At 54.9% G+C, this 19,626-nt stretch carries 22 protein-coding genes (1 of these 22 only partly in view); 11 read left to right on the top strand and 11 right to left on the bottom strand.

The genetic code is table 11. The annotated features are described in order from the left end of the window. From pyrR to J8E65_RS02775, 7 genes are all read right to left on the bottom strand, one after another. Positions 1-150, bottom strand: the 5' portion of a protein-coding gene (gene pyrR / locus J8E65_RS02805; RefSeq protein WP_210373850.1) for a bifunctional pyr operon transcriptional regulator/uracil phosphoribosyltransferase PyrR. Its footprint begins 375 nt before the window's first position; only the first 150 of its 525 coding nucleotides appear in the window; the start codon lies at positions 148-150; the stop codon falls past the left edge of the window. Then, positions 147-560 carry a hypothetical protein gene (locus J8E65_RS02800; protein WP_237181554.1) on the bottom strand — a complete coding sequence of 138 codons (414 nt, stop codon included), beginning with the start codon at positions 558-560 and terminating at the stop codon, positions 147-149. Before J8E65_RS02800 ends, pyrR begins: the two co-directional genes overlap by 4 nt. A 108-nt stretch (positions 561-668) precedes the next feature. After that, the gene (locus J8E65_RS02795) at positions 669-1,436 is read right to left on the bottom strand and encodes a hypothetical protein (protein WP_210373849.1); all 768 of its coding nucleotides are present in this window, start codon (positions 1,434-1,436) and stop codon (positions 669-671) included. 12 nt (positions 1,437-1,448) lie between these two features. Continuing rightward, entirely contained in the window at positions 1,449-1,850 is a 402-nt protein-coding gene (locus J8E65_RS12705; protein ID WP_272491917.1) for a (R)-mandelonitrile lyase, read from the bottom strand. A 400-nt stretch (positions 1,851-2,250) separates the two neighbouring features. After that, complete coding sequence (locus J8E65_RS02785; protein WP_210373847.1) at positions 2,251-3,240, bottom strand: aldo/keto reductase; 990 nt, start codon at positions 3,238-3,240, stop codon at positions 2,251-2,253. Positions 3,241-3,251: 11 nt separating this feature from the next. After that, entirely contained in the window at positions 3,252-5,453 is a 2,202-nt protein-coding gene (locus J8E65_RS02780) for a DUF5916 domain-containing protein (protein ID WP_210373846.1), read from the bottom strand. A gap of 10 nt (positions 5,454-5,463) precedes the next feature. Beyond that, positions 5,464-6,504, bottom strand: a complete 1,041-nt coding sequence (locus J8E65_RS02775) for a zinc-dependent alcohol dehydrogenase family protein (RefSeq protein ID WP_210373845.1) — start codon at positions 6,502-6,504, stop codon at positions 5,464-5,466. Positions 6,505-6,661: 157 nt separating this feature from the next. Here J8E65_RS02775 and J8E65_RS02770 point away from each other — a divergent pair, with 157 nt between their 5' ends. The 5 genes from J8E65_RS02770 to J8E65_RS02750 all read left to right on the top strand — a co-directional run bounded on the left by J8E65_RS02770 (position 6,662) and on the right by J8E65_RS02750 (position 10,921). After that, the gene (locus J8E65_RS02770) at positions 6,662-7,591 is read left to right on the top strand and encodes an AraC family transcriptional regulator (protein WP_210373844.1); all 930 of its coding nucleotides are present in this window, start codon (positions 6,662-6,664) and stop codon (positions 7,589-7,591) included. Between the two features lie 136 nt (positions 7,592-7,727). Then, positions 7,728-7,886 carry a hypothetical protein gene (locus J8E65_RS02765; RefSeq protein ID WP_210373843.1) on the top strand — a complete coding sequence of 53 codons (159 nt, stop codon included), beginning with the start codon at positions 7,728-7,730 and terminating at the stop codon, positions 7,884-7,886. After that, on the top strand, positions 7,883-8,422 hold the full coding sequence (locus J8E65_RS02760; RefSeq protein WP_210373842.1) for a cupredoxin domain-containing protein: 540 nt from the start codon (positions 7,883-7,885) through the stop codon (positions 8,420-8,422). Before J8E65_RS02765 ends, J8E65_RS02760 begins: the two co-directional genes overlap by 4 nt. 3 nt (positions 8,423-8,425) lie before the next feature. Further along, positions 8,426-10,138: a cytochrome c oxidase subunit I gene (locus J8E65_RS02755; RefSeq protein WP_210373841.1), complete on the top strand. Its 1,713-nt coding sequence runs from the start codon at positions 8,426-8,428 to the stop codon at positions 10,136-10,138. A gap of 12 nt (positions 10,139-10,150) precedes the next feature. Next, positions 10,151-10,921 (top strand): hypothetical protein, encoded by a 771-nt coding sequence (locus tag J8E65_RS02750; protein ID WP_210373840.1) that lies wholly within the window; start codon positions 10,151-10,153, stop codon positions 10,919-10,921. A 9-nt stretch (positions 10,922-10,930) separates the two neighbouring features. On the opposite strand, the gene J8E65_RS02745 is transcribed toward J8E65_RS02750, so the two are convergent. Both J8E65_RS02745 and tmk read right to left on the bottom strand, forming a co-directional pair. Beyond that, entirely contained in the window at positions 10,931-11,446 is a 516-nt protein-coding gene (locus J8E65_RS02745; protein WP_210373839.1) for a Fur family transcriptional regulator, read from the bottom strand. Positions 11,447-11,466: 20 nt separating this feature from the next. Further along, complete coding sequence (gene tmk, locus J8E65_RS02740) at positions 11,467-12,123, bottom strand: dTMP kinase (RefSeq protein ID WP_210373838.1); 657 nt, start codon at positions 12,121-12,123, stop codon at positions 11,467-11,469. A 200-nt stretch (positions 12,124-12,323) separates the two neighbouring features. Here tmk and J8E65_RS02735 point away from each other — a divergent pair, with 200 nt between their 5' ends. After that, a complete protein-coding gene (locus tag J8E65_RS02735; protein WP_210373837.1) occupies positions 12,324-13,721 on the top strand; it encodes a tetratricopeptide repeat protein in 1,398 nt (465 codons plus the stop codon). Between the two features lie 15 nt (positions 13,722-13,736). Beyond that, positions 13,737-14,636 carry a DUF368 domain-containing protein gene (locus J8E65_RS02730; protein ID WP_210373836.1) on the top strand — a complete coding sequence of 300 codons (900 nt, stop codon included), beginning with the start codon at positions 13,737-13,739 and terminating at the stop codon, positions 14,634-14,636. Between the two features lies 1 nt (position 14,637). On the opposite strand, the gene J8E65_RS02725 is transcribed toward J8E65_RS02730, so the two are convergent. Beyond that, a complete protein-coding gene (locus tag J8E65_RS02725; RefSeq protein WP_237181553.1) occupies positions 14,638-16,245 on the bottom strand; it encodes a choice-of-anchor B family protein in 1,608 nt (535 codons plus the stop codon). A gap of 122 nt (positions 16,246-16,367) precedes the next feature. Here J8E65_RS02725 and J8E65_RS02720 point away from each other — a divergent pair, with 122 nt between their 5' ends. Next, positions 16,368-17,147: an SDR family oxidoreductase gene (locus tag J8E65_RS02720; protein ID WP_210373835.1), complete on the top strand. Its 780-nt coding sequence runs from the start codon at positions 16,368-16,370 to the stop codon at positions 17,145-17,147. A 31-nt stretch (positions 17,148-17,178) separates the two neighbouring features. Continuing rightward, positions 17,179-17,763, top strand: coding sequence for an OmpA/MotB family protein (locus J8E65_RS02715; protein ID WP_341481735.1), 585 nt, complete (start codon positions 17,179-17,181; stop codon positions 17,761-17,763). 1 nt (position 17,764) lies between these two features. Here the strand turns inward: J8E65_RS02715 and pgeF are convergent, their stop codons facing one another. Next, positions 17,765-18,547, bottom strand: a complete 783-nt coding sequence (gene pgeF / locus J8E65_RS02710) for a peptidoglycan editing factor PgeF (RefSeq protein WP_210373833.1) — start codon at positions 18,545-18,547, stop codon at positions 17,765-17,767. Positions 18,548-18,619: 72 nt separating this feature from the next. On the opposite strand from pgeF, the gene tenA reads away from it, so the two are divergent. Next, entirely contained in the window at positions 18,620-19,330 is a 711-nt protein-coding gene (tenA, locus tag J8E65_RS02705) for a thiaminase II (RefSeq protein WP_210373832.1), read from the top strand. A gap of 74 nt (positions 19,331-19,404) precedes the next feature. Continuing rightward, complete coding sequence (locus tag J8E65_RS02700; RefSeq protein ID WP_210373831.1) at positions 19,405-19,617, top strand: hypothetical protein; 213 nt, start codon at positions 19,405-19,407, stop codon at positions 19,615-19,617. Positions 19,618-19,626: the final 9 nt, after the last annotated feature.

Genomic DNA, 19,626 nt, shown 5'->3' with positions numbered 1-19,626 from the left:
AGCTAGTTTCTCCGCTACCGATACCCCTTTACGCTGAATGCCCACCACAACCAATCCCGCTCCACCACGGTTGCGCTCCAACACTTCATAGGCCATCCGATCCAGCATGCGGGCGACATGTGCTGGCGTTAAAATTTGCACCCGCCTCATCGCTGAAACATCGCTTTGATGCTTCCCCATGTGCGCCGCACCGCCGTGGGCGTATAGTTGATTGCCTGCTCGGCCAGTTGCTGCGCTGTACCGTCCCCATAAACAACCCAGAGCTGATAGGCTACTTCGTCCGCTGTCTGCTTGTAGACTTGCCGATCCACGTACCGATACGTTCGCCCTGCCCCTTGGGCTTGAAGCTGGGCAACCAGCACATACTGGCCTTTGCTAAAAGGCGTACGTCGCCGCAATTCATACCGCTGCACGCTTTCTTCGCGGCTGGCTTCCCAACTGATGACCAAGTCATTCCCTTCAGCAGCCACCTTGAAATAGGACAGTTCTACCGCTCCAGGGAATCCCCAAGCGCCAAGCCCTAAAAGCAACACGCCCCAGTACCACGCACGCGGCATCATACCCCTTTTGATTGACCAGTACACCGAATATTAAAGAAACGACATGCGCGGCAATAAGTCAAAACCCCTAGACAAGCCTTTACGCTTTTTTCTTTCGCTCATTTTAGGTCATATATCCCACACATATCCCAAACTGACATTCCACACCAGATTTCTCCCCGGTAGGTTCGTCTGCAAGCTTCGATTAAGCAGTCCTGAAAGCATCAGGGGGAAGCGTTGCTTACGTAACGTAAGGCTTGTAGCCAAGTAATATCCCTGCTGGTCGTCTACCCGAAGATAGTAAACTTGCGGGCGGAGGGTTACCGTAAGCTTCTGCGAAAAGAAACGTGCCGAAAACTCAGGTTGCAGGGCAAGGTAATGCGTATTTTTGGGCTGTGGGATCGTTTTTTCTACGCCGCGCGAATACAAATACTGGAGGCCTAGGTCTACCCCATGAGCTACGGTGTAGCGGGCCCCCAGCTCACCAGCCAAAAAGCGCCAGACAACGGTCACCTCTTCTCGACCTGCATCCGTAAGCACAGATCGGGTTCGGAAGGCCAATGCCGGATGCCCACCCAACCGCAAACGAAATCGCTGGGTTTCCCACAAAGGATAGCGCCACCAGAAAAGAAAACTCCAGGGTCGGCCTTCAAGTGCAAACCGGAGCTGGGGCTCAAAGCGAAGCCGGCGTCCTAACGATCCGTCAAAAACAACCGCAGGCTTACCCAACGTAAACGCTGGAATAAAGGAAACACCTTTGTTGGTCAGTGTAACCATGCCCTGCACCGCGATAGCGTTCCCCCCTTCCTGAGCAAACGTGCCCCAGGGCCATAACCCCAAACACCCCCACAAGGCCCACATCAAACCGTTTAAGTAGCAGGAAGCTTTTCGAGACATATTTTATTGACTTTATTGACCTAGATACTGCGCCTCTGTAACCAACTCCATCCACGTGACCACCTCGCCCTCGAGCGCTTCCACAATGGCAATATGGGTCATAGGTGCATTTGGCGTGGCCCCATGCCAGTGCTTCACGCCAGGGGGAATCCAAACCACGTCTCCAGGTAAAATTTCTTGAATCGCCCCACCCCAACGCTGCACAAGGCCACGACCTTCAGTTACAATGAGGATTTGGCCTAGGGGATGGCTATGCCAAGCCGTTCGGGCACCTGGAGCAAATGTAACCTTAGAAGCCCGGACGCGCGCCGGTGCAGGGGCCTCAAAGCGCTGCACACGCACCTCTCCAGTAAAAAATTCGCTCGAACCTGTACTCCAAGAAAGGTTTCTGTGAACTTGAATATCAGGCGCCATAGTCCCATTTTTAGTTGTATCCCTCACGCAAGCCAACGCTTCGGCCGCAGCCGAAAAGGGCAGATCGTGCGTCTTCCTAAACTCAAGCCACGCATCCGGATTTTGGCGCCGTGCGCCAAAGCTGTCGTCGCCTGTCAGCACCAGAAAAAGCGGTAGCGCATACGGCACTACAAGAGCCGATCGATCAACGGCAACCTCCCCCGCGGCCTCAACTGGTCGTTCCATGTCAACGGGGAGCTGTTGGGCCTTCCCGGTTGCTAGGATCCCCATCAACCCTATCCACAGCAACCCGCCTTTCTCAATCCGCCTGAGGTTACCGTATTTTAAGCCTTTGATTTTTAACATCTTGATTCCAGATTTGCATGGGACCGCCCCAAAGGGGATTACGAAGTCCCTTTGCTCAAAGGTAGGTCATGCGTTCCAATGCTTCGGGATAGCGTGCCCCTTGGATTGGGATCTGCGCCAGTGCCTCTGCTATTGTCGTTAGCTCATCCGGGGTGAACTCTACCCTGACGGCTTCCATATTTTCCTTTAACCGATCTAGCTTTGTGGTGCCCGGAATGGGGACAATCCACGGTTTTTGGGCCAATAACCACGCTAGGGCAATTTGCGCTGGCGAGGCTTTTTTCTGCACAGCAATCTGGTTTAGCAGCGCTATTAAGGTTAAGTTTGCTCTGCGAGCTTCAGGCGAAAAGCGAGGAATGCGGCTGCGCAAATCGGAGGGATCAAACGTGGTGGTCTCCTTGATCGTCCCTGTGAGAAAACCTTTGCCCAGTGGACTATAAGGAACGAACCCGATGCCTAAGGCCTCGCAGGTGGGCAGGATATCTTCTTCTGGACGGCGCCACCATAGGGCGTATTCGCTTTGCAAAGCCGTCACAGGACAGACCGCATGCGCTCGACGGATTGTCTGGGCCGAAGCTTCTGAAAGGCCGAAATGGCGGACTTTACCCTCCCAGATCAGGTCGCTTATGGTCCCTGCTACCTCTTCGATCGGCACGTTCGGATCTACACGATGCTGGTAATACAAATCAATAGCCTCTAAACGCAACCGTCGCAGCGATCCTTCAACACTTTTGCGGATGTGCTCAGGTCGGCTGTCGGGTACGATTTGGCCTGTTTCCACCTCGAGTCGCAGTCCAAACTTTGTGGCAACAATTACCTTACCTTTGAAAGGCTCAAGTGCCTCGCCGACCAATGCTTCGTTAGTATAAGGGCCATAGATTTCGGCTGTATCGAAAAAAGTGATTCCCAACGCCACTGCTTTGCGCAGCAGTGCAATCATTGCTTTTCGGTCTGGCAGCGGAGCCTGCCCAAAACTCATCCGCATGCAACCCAGCCCAATCGCCGAAACCTCCAGACCACTTTTCCCAAGAGTGCGTTTTTGCATGGTGGTTTTTGTTACCAGATAAACGTATGGGTGTATTTGACCAAAAAGGCCCGTCCCAGCGACAAAGGTGGCCTTGGATGCCAGCCCTTACGGTCCGTATGAAGGGTTTCGTTGTAGACAATCCACAAATCCCTACCGTCGCGGAAGTTGTAGCGCAAGCGCATGTTTACGTCGAACCGATCGCTGACGCTGTTGTATTGCAACAGCGCGCTGAGCGACAGGCGCACGTCGTAAGCAAAGCGCAAACGCAAACGCAACAGATGCATGTCGATCTTTTGATTCCGATTTGGGAAACGGATCCAATTCAAACTGTAATCTGCGCCCAGCTCAACATGTCGCGACGCGTTTAGCGTGGGCCGTAACTCTACAGCCGTTCGATACCCATCAAAAAACTGCCCAGCCGTTAGGGTAAAATTGGGGCGTAACGTGACCCCAGGCCTTGAGATGAACATAAGTTCGAGCTCGTGAAACCAGTAGTTACCCGTTGGGATGAGCACTTGGGGTGCTATAGCAAAGGGGGAAAGCACGCTTTCATAATTGGCCCGGTAGGATACATTCAGGCGGTTGCCACTTTTGAACTCTGCCTCCAGGGTAGGGGTCAACTGTGCCGATTCCACCGCAGCTTTTTCGTTGCGGAGAAAATGCGCGAGGGTTCCTCGCACCGTGTAGGTCCGAAGGGGTGAAGCCGGCCCGCCAAACCACAAATATTGAAGCTGGCTGTTGACTGCCGTGAAGTTGCGTCGCAGGAGAAAGCCGATTCCTGGATTGAATGCAGCCCCAGAGTGCACCACCTCGGTTGCATAGGAAAAGCCGCCCTGAGCCCTTCGCTCCCAACGAAGCAGCAGATGCGAAGCCTTTGGGAAGCTTACGCTTTCCTGATCTTTTGCGAACGTATGCGCAAACCGCAGCGTGACGTATTCCTCACCGACAAGCCGTAACAGCGCATCTAGGCCAGAAGCGACATTGTAGCTCCCATCGTCGCCTATGCGCGAGGTGAGCATTAGCCCTACGTTCGAGTTTGGATTCAACACCCGTTGTCGGACCCGAAGAACCCCAAAGTTTTCTGCAGGCAACTCCCTTTCGGCAGCGGTCTGCATGGTGAGCAGTCCTAGATCGGTGCCTCCCATACGTCCCACCATTCGCACCCCGCCAAGCAGACGGATAGGCCTCCCTTCTACAAGCCCAATGCTACGGGAATGAAACAGCCGATTGAAAGGTCCCCCCAATCCAAACTCAAAAAGCTCGGCGCGTTCCTGGAAAAACTGGCGTTTTTCTGGGAAAAAGAGCGGGAAACGGGTCAGGTTGATTTGCTGGTCATCGGCTTCTACTTGGGCAAAATCCGTGTTGGCTGTGAAATCGATGGAAAAGCTTGGCGAAGGGCTATAGCGCACGTCTAGCCCGACTTCCTGGCGGTTGTCGTGCAATACGTTATACGCTGCTGTGTTCAACTGTGCCTGTTGTTGCCTGCCCACCAAGCTGTAAGGTGCCACGTAAACGGGGGTGCGTCGACGAATGCCTTCGAACAGCACGCGCGCCATGCGTGATGGCTTAACGGGAATGAAAAAGGCTTGGACAGTTGGGGGCATGTCGGGGAAAATATGCCGTTCGTTCTTGCGTGCAATAAAACGATAGGCCGACAGGCCCATAACGACACGCCCTTGGTGATCTAGAAAGCCAAGGCTTGAAAACGGGATGCGTATCTCTGCAAACCATCCCTGTTCATTTTGGGTCGTGGCAGCATCCCAATAGGTGTTCCAGTCCCGATTTATAGTAGCAAAATCTCCGTCGTTGCCGATGGTCTGGTCAATTCGATTGCCTGCCGGATTGACGCAAAACCAAGCAGCCGACAGCCGGTCGTTGTAGGTGTCTAAGGCAAAGCAAAAGTGGTCATCCCCGGCAAAAGCGTCCCGGTAGAGCGTTCTAGCCCGGATGCCTTTCGGATCCGAGTCGTACAAACGACCTGAGACGTATAGGTACCGCTCGTCGTAAGCTACCCGAATCTCGGTTCGCTCCGTGGGCGCCATTCGATACTGCGGTACCAACACCACCAGTGGCAGCGGAGGCACCGCTTCCCATGCGGGTTCCTCGACGCGGCCATCGAGAACCACCGGATGGTTAAGCCGCACCAGGCGCAGCGTATCTTGGCCCCAGGATGCATTTACAAGCAGTATTGCGCCGCACGCAACCAACTTGTGGATGCCGCTTCGAAACATGACGTATGGTTTAGGGCTTAAGCAGCACTTTGATCGCTCGGCGCTCGTCCATAGCTCGATAGCCTTCAGCCACCTGATCTAGAGGTAGACTGAGATCGAAAACGCGTCCAGGCTGCAAACGCCCCTCGAGCAGATCAGGCAAAAGCGCGTCCATATAAGCTCGGGTAGGGGCTGGACCTCCAGCCACGGTCACATTCTTAAAGAAGGTCAGGCCTGCTGGCATGCCGGCATAGTGAGGCACGCCGACGCGGCCGATAGCACCACCTGGACGCACAATCTGCACTGCCGTCTCTATAGCTTCTTCCGTACCCACACACTCCAGTACGGCGTGTGCACCGAGACCTCCGGTCAGTTCGCGTATGCGCTCCACGGCTGCTTCACCCTGCTCGGTTACAAGGTCTGTAGCACCAAATTCCTGAGCCAATGCGATCCGGTCCAAATGGTGCCCCAGCAAGAGGATACGCTCAGCCCCCAGCCGCTTGGCTGCAATAACGCTACACAGTCCTACAGCACCATCGCCAATAATAGCCGCAATTTTCCCTGGACCGACGCGCGCCGTGACTGCTGCATGGTAGCCCGTACCCATCACGTCTGTCAGGGTAAGGAGATGGGGTAAAAGCACGGTGTCGTTTTCGCTTACCGGCACCTTGTAAAGCGTACCATCTGCAAAAGGAATGCGTACGGCTTCAGCCTGTGCTCCCCCTATACCTGGGGTGTATCCAAAGAAGCCTCCATGCAGGCAAGCGGTGTGTAGTCCTTCGTGGCAAAAGGTGCAGCTGCCATCAGAAAAGGCAAAAGGCATTAGCACTACATCGCCCCGTTTCACCCGCGCTACCGCAGCACCCACATCCTCTACCACCCCAATGGCCTCATGCCCCATCGACCGCCCTGTCTCTGGCACCACATCAATTCCCCGATAAGGCCATAAATCACTGCCGCAAATGCACGCCACAACCACCCGGATGATTGCATCCGTTGGCTCACAGATCTGGGGATCAGGAACCCGTACAACACGCACATCACGTGGGCCAAAAAGAACCGTCGCACGCATAAAAGCCTGGATGTCGGATTTTCTTTCGCGTCTGTAATTTTATTACCCAGTTGATCTAACTTTATAGCACGTTGCTCCAGAATTTTTGCATGATCTTACGAAGCAGAAGTCTGGAAGCAGGGTAACAAAAGTGTCCACAACATGTCCTCGGGAAGCCATGCACAACCGTGAGGCGCTGCAAGCTCAGGCCTACCGGGAAGAGCTGGTTGAGCGCATTTGCCAGATGGTTCCCCAAGATGGGGGGTGCGAGCCGCTCAACGGCCTGAGCTTTTTCCGAATTTCTACCCCTACGGAGCTCTACCACAGTCTTTTTGAACCGGCTTTTTGCGTGATCGCGCAGGGCAGCAAGGAGGTTTTGGTAGGCAGCCGGCGCTATCGGTATGATCCTTATCATTACTTGATTGCTACTCTAGAGCTTCCGGTAGCCAGCCACGTTGTGGAAGCTTCGGCAGAGCGGCCCTACCTGAGCCTTCGCCTTGCGCTTGATCCCCGCTTGGTTAGCGCCGTCATGATTGAGTCTGGCTATATCCCCTCGCCAGACGGAGCCGAAGCATCGGCTTTCGAAGTGAATCCGCTGGGTCTGCCCCTGCTGGAAGCGGTGGTGCGGCTTGCGCGATTGGCAGCAGTGCCAAACGAAGCGCCCGTTTTAATGCCTCTGATTACGCGCGAAATTATCTTTCGGCTGCTTCAAGATGGGCAAGGAGCCCGGCTACGCCATCTGGTAATGCTTAGCGGTCAGCATCACCGCATTACGCAAGCCATCCAACAAATTCGAGCTACTTTTGACCGATCGCTGCACATTGAACGGCTTGCCCAAACGCTGGGCATGAGCGTTTCCGCTTTTTATGCACACTTTAAGGCAGTCACGGGCATGAGCCCACTGCAATTCCAGAAACGGCTGCGCCTCCAAGAGGCGCGACGCCTCCTTCTCATAGAAGGGTTAGACGTGGCCACGACTGCCTATCGCGTAGGCTACAACGACGCTGCTCACTTTAGCCGGGACTATAAAAGGCTTTTTGGAATTCCGCCCATGCAAGATAGCAAAAGACAGGCCTTTAGACTACACACCACATCCCCTAGCACTTGACGCGCGCTGCTTGCATGGCTGCGGATAAGATCGACTGCCTAAGATGAAATTTTTTTGTATTCTCGAATTAGGATTAATTAGTACTAATTACGATTTATTTTATTTTCTGTTTCAGAAGGTGCAATCCTTAGGTGCTATGGAGACGCGTACGGGTCAAACGCCACCTTGGCCGCAGCAGGTCTTTGACAACCTGTGGCTGCTGGCGGGTGCAGCGATCGTGTTTTTTGTGCTTTCCTACCTCGCTTGGGGAATGATCGATTTACTCACCATCCCGGTTGGAGGCGCGGCGCCATGAGTTCTCCGCTAAAGCCTTTAGAGCAGCACTGGTGGTCGATTCCTGCCAGTCGTTATGAAAAGCTCTGGGTCTGGATCAGTGCGGTGTGGGGGGTGGTCTTGTTTGGCTGGATGGTGGCCTGGAGTTTTATTGGGCACCAGAACCAACATGGCCCAACGTACCGCATTGATCCCATGGCTTACCGGAGCAAGCTGATTGCTTATCGTGAAGCCAGCGTATCCACAGCGCAAGGATTACGTCCTGCTGGCGAGGATGTCTACCTCGCGGCTATGCGGTATGGATTTGATGGCTTGCCGGTTGTGCTCAAGGCAGGGAAAACTTACCGCTTTCATCTCAGCAGCTATGATGTGCAGCATGGGCTTTCTATTCGGCCAGAGCATGCCTTAAGCAAGCAGATTACGCTGCAGCTGCTGCCTGGTTATGAGTGGGTGATTCCGATGCGGTTCGATGAGCCAGGAATCTATCGCGTGATTTGCAACGAGTTTTGCGGCCTTGGGCATCAAGTCATGCAAGGTGTTTTCATTGTGGAGGAATGATCTATGTCTGGCCTGCTACTTTCTGGAATCTACGACGCAGCAGGGTTTCGTACCTGTCCGGTAACAGGTCTGCGGTTGCATCAGAGCGTCGAGCGTTATGTTAAGTTGTTTGCCCTGACGGCTGTTGCAGCATTGCTGGTTGGTGGCATTTCGGCCATTTTTGTGGCGCTCACGCGCTGGGAGGTAATCGGCCTAGCTACGCCCCCGGCCTTTTATAAATGGCTCAGCATCCACGCCTGGAATTTGCTCATTTTCTGGATGGTCTTCATGGAGGTGGCCATTTTGTACATTGGAGGGCCGTTGGTATTGGGCCGCCCGCTGCCGTTACCCAAACTGGCCGGGGTCGGCTATGCAGTAATGTTGGCATCGGCTTTACTGATCAATCATGCGATTGCCACTACGGAAGCGCCCGACAATGCGCCGCTTTTGACCTCTTATGTGCCCTTACCTTCTCCAGCTTTGTTTTACTTGGGTGCGATTCTATTTATTGTTGGTGTGATTATCGCAGCGTTGCCGTTTTTTGTCAGCATCTGGCAAGAGAAGCAGGAATTCCCAAATCGAACGTTGCCGCTGGTCACCTTTGGGGCCTTTATCACGGCGATTATTGCCTTGGAGGCATTATTAGGCGGCCTGATCACCTACGTACCTACGTTGCTTTGGCGCATTGGGCTCATTGAACACCTCGATGCGGCCTGGTACCGCCAGATGTACTGGATCATTGGGCATGGTAGCCAGCAGATCAACCTGGCGGCGATGATTACGGTTTGGTACTTTTTAACGCATGTGGTGGGAGGTGCTGAAGTGGTCAGTGAACGGCTTTCACGGGTGGCGTTCGTGCTGTATCTGTTCTTTATCAACATGGGTGCAGCCCATCACCTGCTGGCCGATCCGGGCATTCATACCAGCTGGAAGCATTGGAACACCTCCTACGCGGTCTACGGAGCAGTGCTGGCCAGTATGATTCATGCTTTTGCTATCCCGGCGGGGTTGGAAGCTGGCCGGCGTAAGCGGGGCTTTGGAAGGCAAGGCTTGTTTGGATGGCTTTGGTCAGCACCTTGGGGGAATCCGGTCTTTTCGGCCACAGCGCTAGGCATCATTTTGTTTGGCTTTATTGGAGGGATTTCGGGCGTGGTGATGGGTCAAACGCAAGTTAACTTGACCTGGCACAACACGTTGGCGGTGCCTGGTCATTTTCACGGAACGGTAGTCCTGGGCACCACGCTAACCTTTATGGGGCTGGTCTATTTTGCCCTGCCGGTTCTTTTCCATCGGGACCTGGTGCTCAAACCGCTGGCGCGCCTTCAGCCTTATTTCTACGCTGTAGCCATGGGGCTGGCCACAATTATGATGATTTACCTGGGCCTGCTCTATGGCGTGCCGCGGCGCCACCCTTCGGTAATGAGCTTCCCAGGTACGGACTTCAGCTTTGCTGCAGCCTCGCCCCTGTTCGCTATCTTTGGCATAGCCGCCATTTTTGCTCTTATTGGTGGAGCTAGCTTTTTGCTGATTGCTGCAGGTTCTTTGCTTTTCGGAAAGCGCGTTGACAATCCTGCCCTTGTAATGCCGCCGCTGATTTCCGGAGGCGTCGACGACAAGCCCATTCATCAGTACTCCATGCAAGGGACTTTTACGCTAACGCTTATTTTCCTGGCGGTATTCATAATCATCTATGTGCTAAACTGGTACCTGCTAGGTCGCCTGTGGGCAATCGGCTGAGGAGCGTAGGCCATGGCACTGCAGCAAGTTGACCCTTCTGTGCAGCTCAATGGAACAGCTGAGCCCTCCGCCACTATGCCACCGGCAGGGTGGCGGAGGCTCAGCCGAGGTCAACGGCTCTGGCGCCTTATCAAAAGCATTTACTATGCCAGTAGTCCTGGTTGGCAAGTGCTCAAAAGTGGCGCGCTGTTCTTCTTTGGCTTTTTTTGCTGGGCTGCCGGCAATCTGCTACATGCTTATTTGCCCGGTGTATACTGGCCTAAGGTGCTGATCCTCTACGGCGCATTGTTGTTCTGGTGGGGACCGTTAACCCATCTGATGCTCGTCCCTCGCCTTATCCCTTGGCTACGCCGGCAGCAACGGTATCCAATTTTGCACTGGCTTGGAGGGCATTTTTCGCTTACCATGTTTACGGTTTTCTTTACAACCATTGGGGTTTTGAGCTTGAATCCCCCAAGCTTTATGGTGCTGGACGTGCGCGGGCGGCTGCACCGCCCAGTTCAAGTAGCCCAAGAGCCTGCCGCCATGCTGCCCGAATTAAACTGCACGCGCAGCAGCCACCAAATTTCTTGCACCCTAACCCATCTTCCCAAGACGGTCGTCCGCATCGAAGTCTCCTCGGGCACACGTCGGCTTTTGGTGCTTCATGCCCCCCAACCTACTTTTACCCTTTCAGAAGGTGACCTGGTCGAAATGTTAGGAACGCGCGAGTTTCACGTCACGCTCTACACCGCAGACGGAAGGCCGCTACGCGAGTTTGTGCGCACAACGGCTTTCTTCTGATGCGATACGTTATGCCGTTTCTTTCTTTTTGGCGGCCTCTGGGGCTGCAGTGCTCCGACTTGCTGGTGGACGGTTCGGGCAATTGAGCCGGCGACAGTGGCCATAGAAATGGAGGGCGTGATGCCGGATATCGAACTGATAAATGTCGGCCACCATTTCCTGAATGGCCTGCAGGCGGGGGTCGCAAAATTCAAACAACTCTCCACAGTCTAAGCAAACGAGGTGGTCGTGCTGCCAATAGCTGTAGGCGCGCTCGTACTTTGCTTGAAGCCCTCCGAACTGATGACGCACAACCAGGTCGCATTCCAAAAGCAATTCCAAGGTGTTGTAGACAGTAGCCCGACTAACACGTGCGCCTTTTTGCTGCAGCCGCAGATACAATTCGTCCGCGTCAACGTGGTCGCTTGTGGCATAGATCTCTTCCAAGACGGCAAAACGCTCAGGCGTCTGACGCTGGCCACGCTGTTTGAGAAACGCTCGAAAGATATTTTTTACTTCTTCAAGCTGACGGGGAGAGATCGACATGAGTGCAAACCGCTTGGGCTTCAGCAGGACTTTTCAGTGGAAAAACCGCCACGCTCGAAACGGGTTCCTGCCGCTAGGTGCTGCTGCACGTCGGCCCAAATCTCGGCATGTACGGTTGCAACCTCAGCCGTAGCATCCAGACGCAGAATACGCTCCGGTTCTTCTTGAGCCAGGCGGGCATACGTGTTGCGCACGCGTTCGTAAAACGCTGGGTCAGCCTGCTCCATGCGGTCGGGATAGAGCTGCGCGCGCCGCGCAAGGGCCACATCAACCGGCACATCCAGCCAGTAGGTTCGATGAGGAACCAGGTTCTCGGTCACCCACAGGTTGAAGTTCTGCAGCCACGCTAGATCCTTAAGCGCACGTCCACCGCCTTGGTAAGCTGTTGTGGAGTCGTAAAAACGATCGCACAAAACAATATAGCCGGCTTCCAGTGCAGGTCGAATACGGCGCATAACCAGCTGGCGACGTGCCGCAGCAAAAAGCAAAAGCTCGGCCAACGGCTCAATGTCCAACGAAGCATCCAGCAGCAGATCTCGAATGCGCTCAGAGAGTTCGGTGCCGCCCGGTTCTCGGACCAGGAGGGTTCGGTAGCCTGCAGCTTCCAAACGCTCCGCAAGCAGCCGTGCCTGCGTGGTTTTCCCACTGCCATCAATGCCTTCAAAGCTAATCAGCATAACGAAGCCCTGCTAAGCTTAGCCGCAACACAGACGATACTACGGCGTAAAGAAACGAAGTTCTTGCAAATTGTATCGATTTCCTTTAGACTAGCAATATTTACGGGCAAGCGGTGAACATTTTAGAATCATCTGCTTTAATAGCTTGACCAGCCTAGGTGCTGGTCTGTGTTGCTGCCCCTGACAACTAGCGGCGCCTTATGAGCTTTTTCGATTTCGGCTTCGACGATGCCGACGATGCTTTAGAACGTCATCAGCTTGAAGAGCTTGTTGCGGCTTACGAAGCCTATGGATCGTCGGCCTATTTTGACTCGGACGCTCTAGAGGAGATTGCCACGTATTACTATGAGCAAGGACGTTTTGAAGAAGCCTTAGGCGTCATCGATCGATTGCTTAAGCTACACCCCACGGCTTCAGACGCCTGGATGCGTCGGGGAATCCTGCTTAGCCATCTTGGGCAGCATGAAGAAGCCCTCCAAGCCTATCAGCAGGCGTTGACGCTCAATCCTGTCGATACAGAAACGCTCGTCAACCTAGGCATCACGCTCGATAACCTGGGGCGTTTTGAGGAGGCCCTTGAGGCTTATGAACAAGCCTTGCAACTCGATCCCCTTAACGAAGAGGCCTACTATAACCGTGGCATCACGCTGGAACGAATGGATCGGTTAGCAGAGGCCATTGCAGCTTTTGAACAGGCAGCAGCCCTTAATCCCGAGCATCCGGAGGTTTGGTACGAGTTAGGCTACTGCTACGATCGCCTGGGAGACGACGAGCGCAGCTTGGCTTGCTACGATCGCCACTTAGCGCTGGACCCTTATTCGGCCGATGCCTGGTATAACCGCGGCATTGTGCTTAACCGTATGGGCCGCTATGAAGAAGCGGTGGCCTCCTATGACTTTGCTATTGCCATTCAGGACGACTTTGCTTCTGCCTATTACAACCGAGGCAATGCTCTGACCAATCTAGGGGACCTGCGCGGCGCCATTGAGAGCTACGAAAAGGTCCTAGAAATCGAGGGGGGCGATCCGGCAACCTATTACAACATTGCTTTAGCTTACGAGGAGCTCCAGGAGTACGAAACGGCCATTGCCTACTTCCAACAGGCCCTTGAAGAAGATCCTACCTATGCCGAAGCCTGGTATGGCCTAGGATGCTGCTATGATGCCCTGGAACGTTTTGAAGAAGCCGTTGCCTGCTTGGAACGGGCTGTGGCCCTGCGGCCAGAGGCCAGTGAATTCTGGTATGCCAAAGCCGATTGCGAATATAATGCCCGACGCGTAGAAGCTGCGTTGCATTCCTATCATCGCGTGGTAAGCTTAGATCCCACCAATCGGGAAGCCTGGCTTGATTACGCCGAAACGCTTTTCGAAGTAGGCCTTACCGAAGAAGCCTTAGAAGCCTATCGTCAAGCCCTTTCCTTGAATCCTGACGCCAGGGCCTATATTCGCCAAGCCCGCGCCTTGTTGGCCTTGGGGCGTTCTGAAGAGGGGATCCGCTCGCTCAAAATGGCACTGCGGCTGGATCCTTCGGCAAAGGATGAGCTGCCTGAATTTTACCGGGATGCTTCCATCCGGCGCCAGCTTGGTTTAGATGGCTAAACGCCTACACAGAATATGGCTTTTCAGGTAAGGGCGGTAGTACGCTATTTCTTTTCGGGCCTACTTATGGGCGCTGCTGATGTCATTCCTGGGGTCAGTGGGGGTACGATGGCCCTGGTGGTTGGCATCTATGAAAAGCTGGTTGAGGCCATCCATCAGGTTTTTCAGGCTGTCGTGGTTTTGCTGCGTGGCCGCGGTCCAGAAGCACTACGAGCGTTTCGGGCTATTCCTTGGACGTTTTTACTCCCGCTCATTGGAGGCATTGCCACCGCTATTTTGAGTGCGGCCTCGCTGATTTTACATCTGTTGGCGCACTATCCCGTGCACCTGCGCGGCCTATTTTTTGGTCTAATCGCGGGCTCACTGGTTCTGCCTTGGCTTCGACTTCGGCGGCGTTCCTGGCGCGAAATGCTCTTTGCCCTTCTAGGCGCCATAACCGCTTTTATCCTCGTGGGTCTTCCACCACGTGTGGTCCCCGATCCGGCCTTATGGCAAGTGTTTGGAGCAGCCGCCATCGCCATCTGTGCTATGATTCTGCCTGGCGTCAGCGGCGCTTTTTTGCTTCTCGTTTTGGGTTTTTATGAGCCTACGCTCCTTGCATTAACGCAGCGCAATTGGCCCTACTTGCTGGCTTTTGTTGCCGGGATGGCGACGGGTCTAGGCTTGTTTGTCCGCCTGCTTCGATACCTGCTGCATCACTGGCATGATGCCACCATGGCCGTGCTGGTGGGCCTCATGGCGGGTTCATTGCGGGCAATCTGGCCTTGGCTGGATGATAAGCGGCAGCTGCTGTTGCCCACGGCTGCTGACCCAATCGTCAGCGTGGTGCTTCTGGCGCTCGCAGGACTGGCTTTTGTAGGCGTACTCAGCCGCTGGGAGTTGCGGCGGCGCCAGACGTCTTCGGCGCTTCTATAAGTTAAGGCACCCGGAGAATCGGACGCCAAGCGGCAAACGTTTCTCCTGTAGCCCAAACCATGTACCATCCTGCAGCCAACGCTGCCCCTTCTACAGTAAGCTGCAGGGGATGATCAGGATAGGCAGTGCCCCAAAACACCGTTTGCACCACGCGTCCCAGCAAATCTTGCACAACCACCCGTACCGTTTGAGGCCGGTCCACGTGAAGCTCAAGCTGCGTCTGGTGTCGAAACGGATGGGGTGCAGCTGGCGACAGACCGGGCTCACGTAAAGTCGCAGGCGCGGGGCGTTGCGCAGCAAGTTCGTCCAACTGCACCACAAATAACCCTTCTCCAATACTGCTTACCAGTAGGATTCCACCGGGTAAAAAAGGATAAACGCCCCAAGCGCCAGCAAACTTAGCGGAATCACTTTGGGGATACGTATCGAAAAAAGCTACTTCCACGGGGTGCACCCGATCTGAAATGTCCAGCACACGCAGCCCAACCGTATAATTGGCCTGGTAGAGCCGATCGCCTCGCACGAAAAGATTGTGGTCAATTGCGCTCGTTGTGGCGAAATATGCTCCAGCCAGTTGAGGGGAGTCTAAATCCAAGAGGTCAAAAATCAGGGTGCGTGTATGAGGCACCTTCCCGCGCAGCTCGTCCAGCTCGTCGTTGACGTAAAAGTAGCGTTGCGCTTCATCAAACCATCCTTGGTGGGTGTAAGCCACATCAGGGTAAGTAGCCGTTGCAATTTCGCGCACGCTGGTTTTGTCGGTCACGTCTAAAATGGCAATACCTGTCTCATCGGAGCCAATGCAGATTTCCCGCCCCTGATAGTCGAGATCTGGACCACGATAGACGAGGCATTGCGCATCGTGCGTATAGCCCTGGCCGTTAATGCCTAAGGAAGACTTAAAACATCCAGCAAATTGGGGATGCGCAGGGTCGCGTAGGTCTACAGCATGATAGCCCAGATCGCAATGGGCCAGCGTGTCGGGATGCTCGCGCACGCCAACCGCATAGGCAAAGCCGGTAGCTTCATTGACCACGACGTTATGGGCTGTGCCAAACCCATGGTAGTGTGCTATCGGGGCTAAGTGGGCTGGGACCGATGAAAGCTCCCGAAGCTGGCGTAAATCAAACACCTGAAGCCCATGGCCTGGGTTGTTGTCACTTACGACAAGCGCGTAGGGACCGTAGGTTTTGATATCCCGCCAGGCGCTAGCTTTTTTCCCTTCGTGGGCTAAGCCCGCTGGAGGCTTCTTGTGGGCGTGAGCTTGCACAGGCTCAGGAAGAAAGGCCACCACCACAGGCCATACGGGATCGGTTACGTCTACCACCGAAACGCCATTGCTCAATCCTATCAAAGCGTAGCGCCGATGGGTCTCTGGGTCTAGCCAGCCCCAGATGTCGTTGGCTTCAACTGTTGTGGCTTCATCTTGGGTAAAATCACCATCTAAAGCAGCCAGAGAAAGAAACGAAAGCAGCGTCGTGTTTTGACAGGGAAAAACCCCAGCCTTGCCGGCTTCGCAGCGAATGGCTTGCCCGGTAATCGATTGAAGCGGCTGCGCTTGGGACAGCACACTGAGCATAACCCAAGGCACTAGCAAAAGCAGCCGCTGCATAAAACCTTTGCCCATCTTTTCTTTCAGCAAGATAAGACATAGAATAGCCACGTAGAGCATGGGTTTCAGGCAAGGATGCTTTTGGCTTGTTACTTTAGAGGTGTTGTTTACATGGAGACTTTATGGAGCTTCGCGAACGCATCGTGTTGATCACTGGTGCTTCCTCTGGGATTGGGGCAGCGTGTGCTGAAGCATTCGCCCGACGAGGCGCTCGGGTGCTTTTGTGTGCCCGTCGGCTGGACCGGCTGCATGCGCTGGCCGACCGGCTACGCCGCACGTTTCAGGCAGAAGTGCACGTTTTTGCGCTAGACCTACGCCACGCGGCAGCGGTAAATCAGGCCATTGCCGAGCTACCCGCACGCTGGCAGGCAATCGACATTCTGGTCAACAATGCTGGGCTAGCACTGGGGCTTGATCCTGCCTATGCAAACACCATTGAAGACATTGACCAGATGGTCGACACCAACGTTAAAGGGCTACTTTACGTCACGCGTGCTGTGCTGCCAGGAATGCTCTCGCGCGGACGCGGCCATATTATCAATATTGGATCTACGGCTGGGCACGAAGTCTATCGCGGGGGAACGGTCTATTGCGCCACAAAGCATGCGGTAGCCGCCATTACGCGTGGGCTCAAACAGGATTTGCACGGCACGCCAATCCGCGTTTCGAGCGTCGACCCAGGGATGGTAGGCGAGACTGAGTTTAGCGTTGTCCGTTTTGGCGGAGACGTTCAGCGCGCTGCCCAGGTTTACGAAGGCATCCAGCCCCTTACACCAGCCGACGTGGCTGAAGCCGTTGTTTGGTGTGCTACGCGGCCGCCCCATGTGAACGTGCTGGAGCTCATTCTTATGCCCACAGCTCAGTCTTCAGCTACCTTAGTTGCCCGCCATGCGCAGCCTTAACTGCTTTTGGGGACTTTTAAGCTTCTGCTTGGTGGGATGCGCTTCGCAGCGCATGCTCGTTGAGCAGCAAGCTGCCCAGATCACGCAGCTTCAAGACTCCCTTCGTGCGCTGCACGACTCGCTGGCATTTTACGACTATATCGATTCGGGCCGCTATGACCAAGATATGCGCTCCTTACGCGAGACGCTAAACCGGCTACGCTACGCACTGGCCCTTTGCCAGGAAGGGGGCGTGCGTGTGGCTACCGAGCTGGTCGACGATTTGTTTGCTGCAGCCAGTGCTACGCTTACCGAGGCCGGCAAGCAGCGGCTTGACCAGGTTGCGGCGCAACTGCAGCGCTTTCCCAACCGCCCGATTCGCGTTGAAGGGTATGCCGACAGCATGCCTGTTGGCGCACGTCTTCAGGAACGCTACCCCAGCAACTGGGAGTTAGCGGCAGCCCGGGCTGCTGCCGTAGCCCGCTACCTGATCGAGGTCCGCGGCTTTGCGGCAGAGCGCTTTGAAGTGGTCTCCTACGGCCCAACGCGCCCTATTGGTCCAAACGACACCGCCGAAGGCCGCCGCCTCAACCGGCGGATTGTAATTCGGGTCTTGCCTACACCCGAAGCGCCCTAGGTCATTCAGGTCGCAGGCCAATAAACCCCAGCATGCGTCCGGTCTGGCCTCGCTCGGCACGGTAGGAAAAGAAATCTTGCGTTTGACGGGCGGTGTCGCAGGGAGCAACGGTGATCTGCTGCTTCGGCACCCCTGCTTGCTGCAGCCGACGGACCAGCGCGCCAGGAAGATTAACGTGCGGCCGCGGGTGCCCTGGAGGCTGGAAAACCACTTCCGGCTCAAAATAAGCGGCAACTTCGGGACCTACCTCGAAGGAATCTGGACCAATGCAGGGACTAACGTACACCCATAGCGCTTCTGGACGAGCCCCCAAGGCCTGTAATGCTTTGAGCGTTCTTTCAACAACACCGCTTACGGTGCCCCGCCAGCCGGCATGACAAGCACCCAACAGGCGTCGCTCGGGTTCATAAAACAGCACTGCTGCACAATCGGCTGCCGTAATACCCAACACCAACCCGGCCTGTCGCGTAACCAAGCCATCGTAGCCAGGATGCAGGCCAGGATGATCCACAATGCAGACCTCTGCACCATGCACTTGCCCAGCCAAGGCTAGCTGGCCAGCGTCAAACCCCACAGCTTCAGCCAAGCGGCGACGGTTCTCCAACACATGCTCTGGACGATCGCCGGTGCTTAGCCCCAGATTCAGTGTGGCAAACGGTGCAGGGCTGACGCCCCCATGACGCAAACTAAACCCAATGATCAGCTCCGGAAAATACCTAGAAAACGCGGGGGCCAGCCAGCGTACTGTATCGACTGCTTGTAAGTGGATCCCACAAGGCTCCATGTTATTACATTGCTGTTTTACTTACCTAGCAGTATACCGCCTTTAAGCTGTTTCCTCAAAATCCTGAGTGCTATGAACCCAGCGGTTTCGCTTCCAGACTTTCCTCTAGCCCCGCCCAACAGCCTGTTTGCCAGGTTGCGGCAGGCGATAGCTGAAGACTGGCTGGCCTATACGCAGCATGCCTTTGTGCAGCAACTGGGACGGGGCACGTTGCCCGAGGCAGCGTTTCGGCATTATCTGATTCAGGACTACCGGTTCCTGATCCATTTTGCTCGGGCATGGGCTTTGGCTCTTGTCAAGGCAGATGCACTGGAGGACATGCGTCTGGCAGCGACAACGATTTCGGCTTTGCTCGAGGATGAAATGCGTCTGCACGTCCGCTACTGCACTCGTTGGGGCCTTTCAGAAGCCGAGCTAGAGGCAGCACCTGAGGCCCGTGCCAACTTAGCTTATACCCGCTACGTACTTGAACGCGGTTTTTCAGGCGATGTGCTCGATCTGCAGGTGGCCTTAGCACCCTGCATTGTGGGCTATGCTGAAATTGGTCGCACCCTGCACCAACAATTTGCCGAAGACCTTTCGCAGAATCCCTACCGAGAGTGGATTGAAACCTATGCGGGCGAAGCCTACCAGCAGGTGGCTCGCAACGCCATTATACATCTGGATCGCTTGGCTGCTCGCCGCCTAACAGAAGCGCGCTTTCCAGCGTTGGTCGAAACCTTCCGCCAAGCCACCCGTCTGGAAGTGGCTTTTTGGGATATGGGCTTAGAAATGGCGTGGTAATACCCACAGCAGCTTGCACGATGCCTCAAGCTTGCGTATGCTTAACCTACGCAGCAACCTAACGCAACCCAGCTATGGCCGTGCTCGTGCAAAAACTTTGGCAATGGGTGGTTTACACGCTTGTCTTTGTGATATTTGGTGGCCTAGGAGCCGGGGTAACACACTTGATTTTTGCGCTGATTGTAGGCCGAATGCTCGATCCTGTACTCTACGCGGTTATTTTTGGTGGAACGGGATGGATTGCGTATCGCCAGGCTGAAGGATGGCTTCAGCGGTCAACACGGTAAGTGAGCGTT

Source organism: Rhodothermus bifroesti (genome assembly GCF_017908595.1).
GTDB lineage: Bacteria > Bacteroidota > Rhodothermia > Rhodothermales > Rhodothermaceae > Rhodothermus > Rhodothermus bifroesti.
Note: the sequence above shows the minus strand (reverse complement) of the source record. Positions and strands in the feature narration are given on the sequence as shown.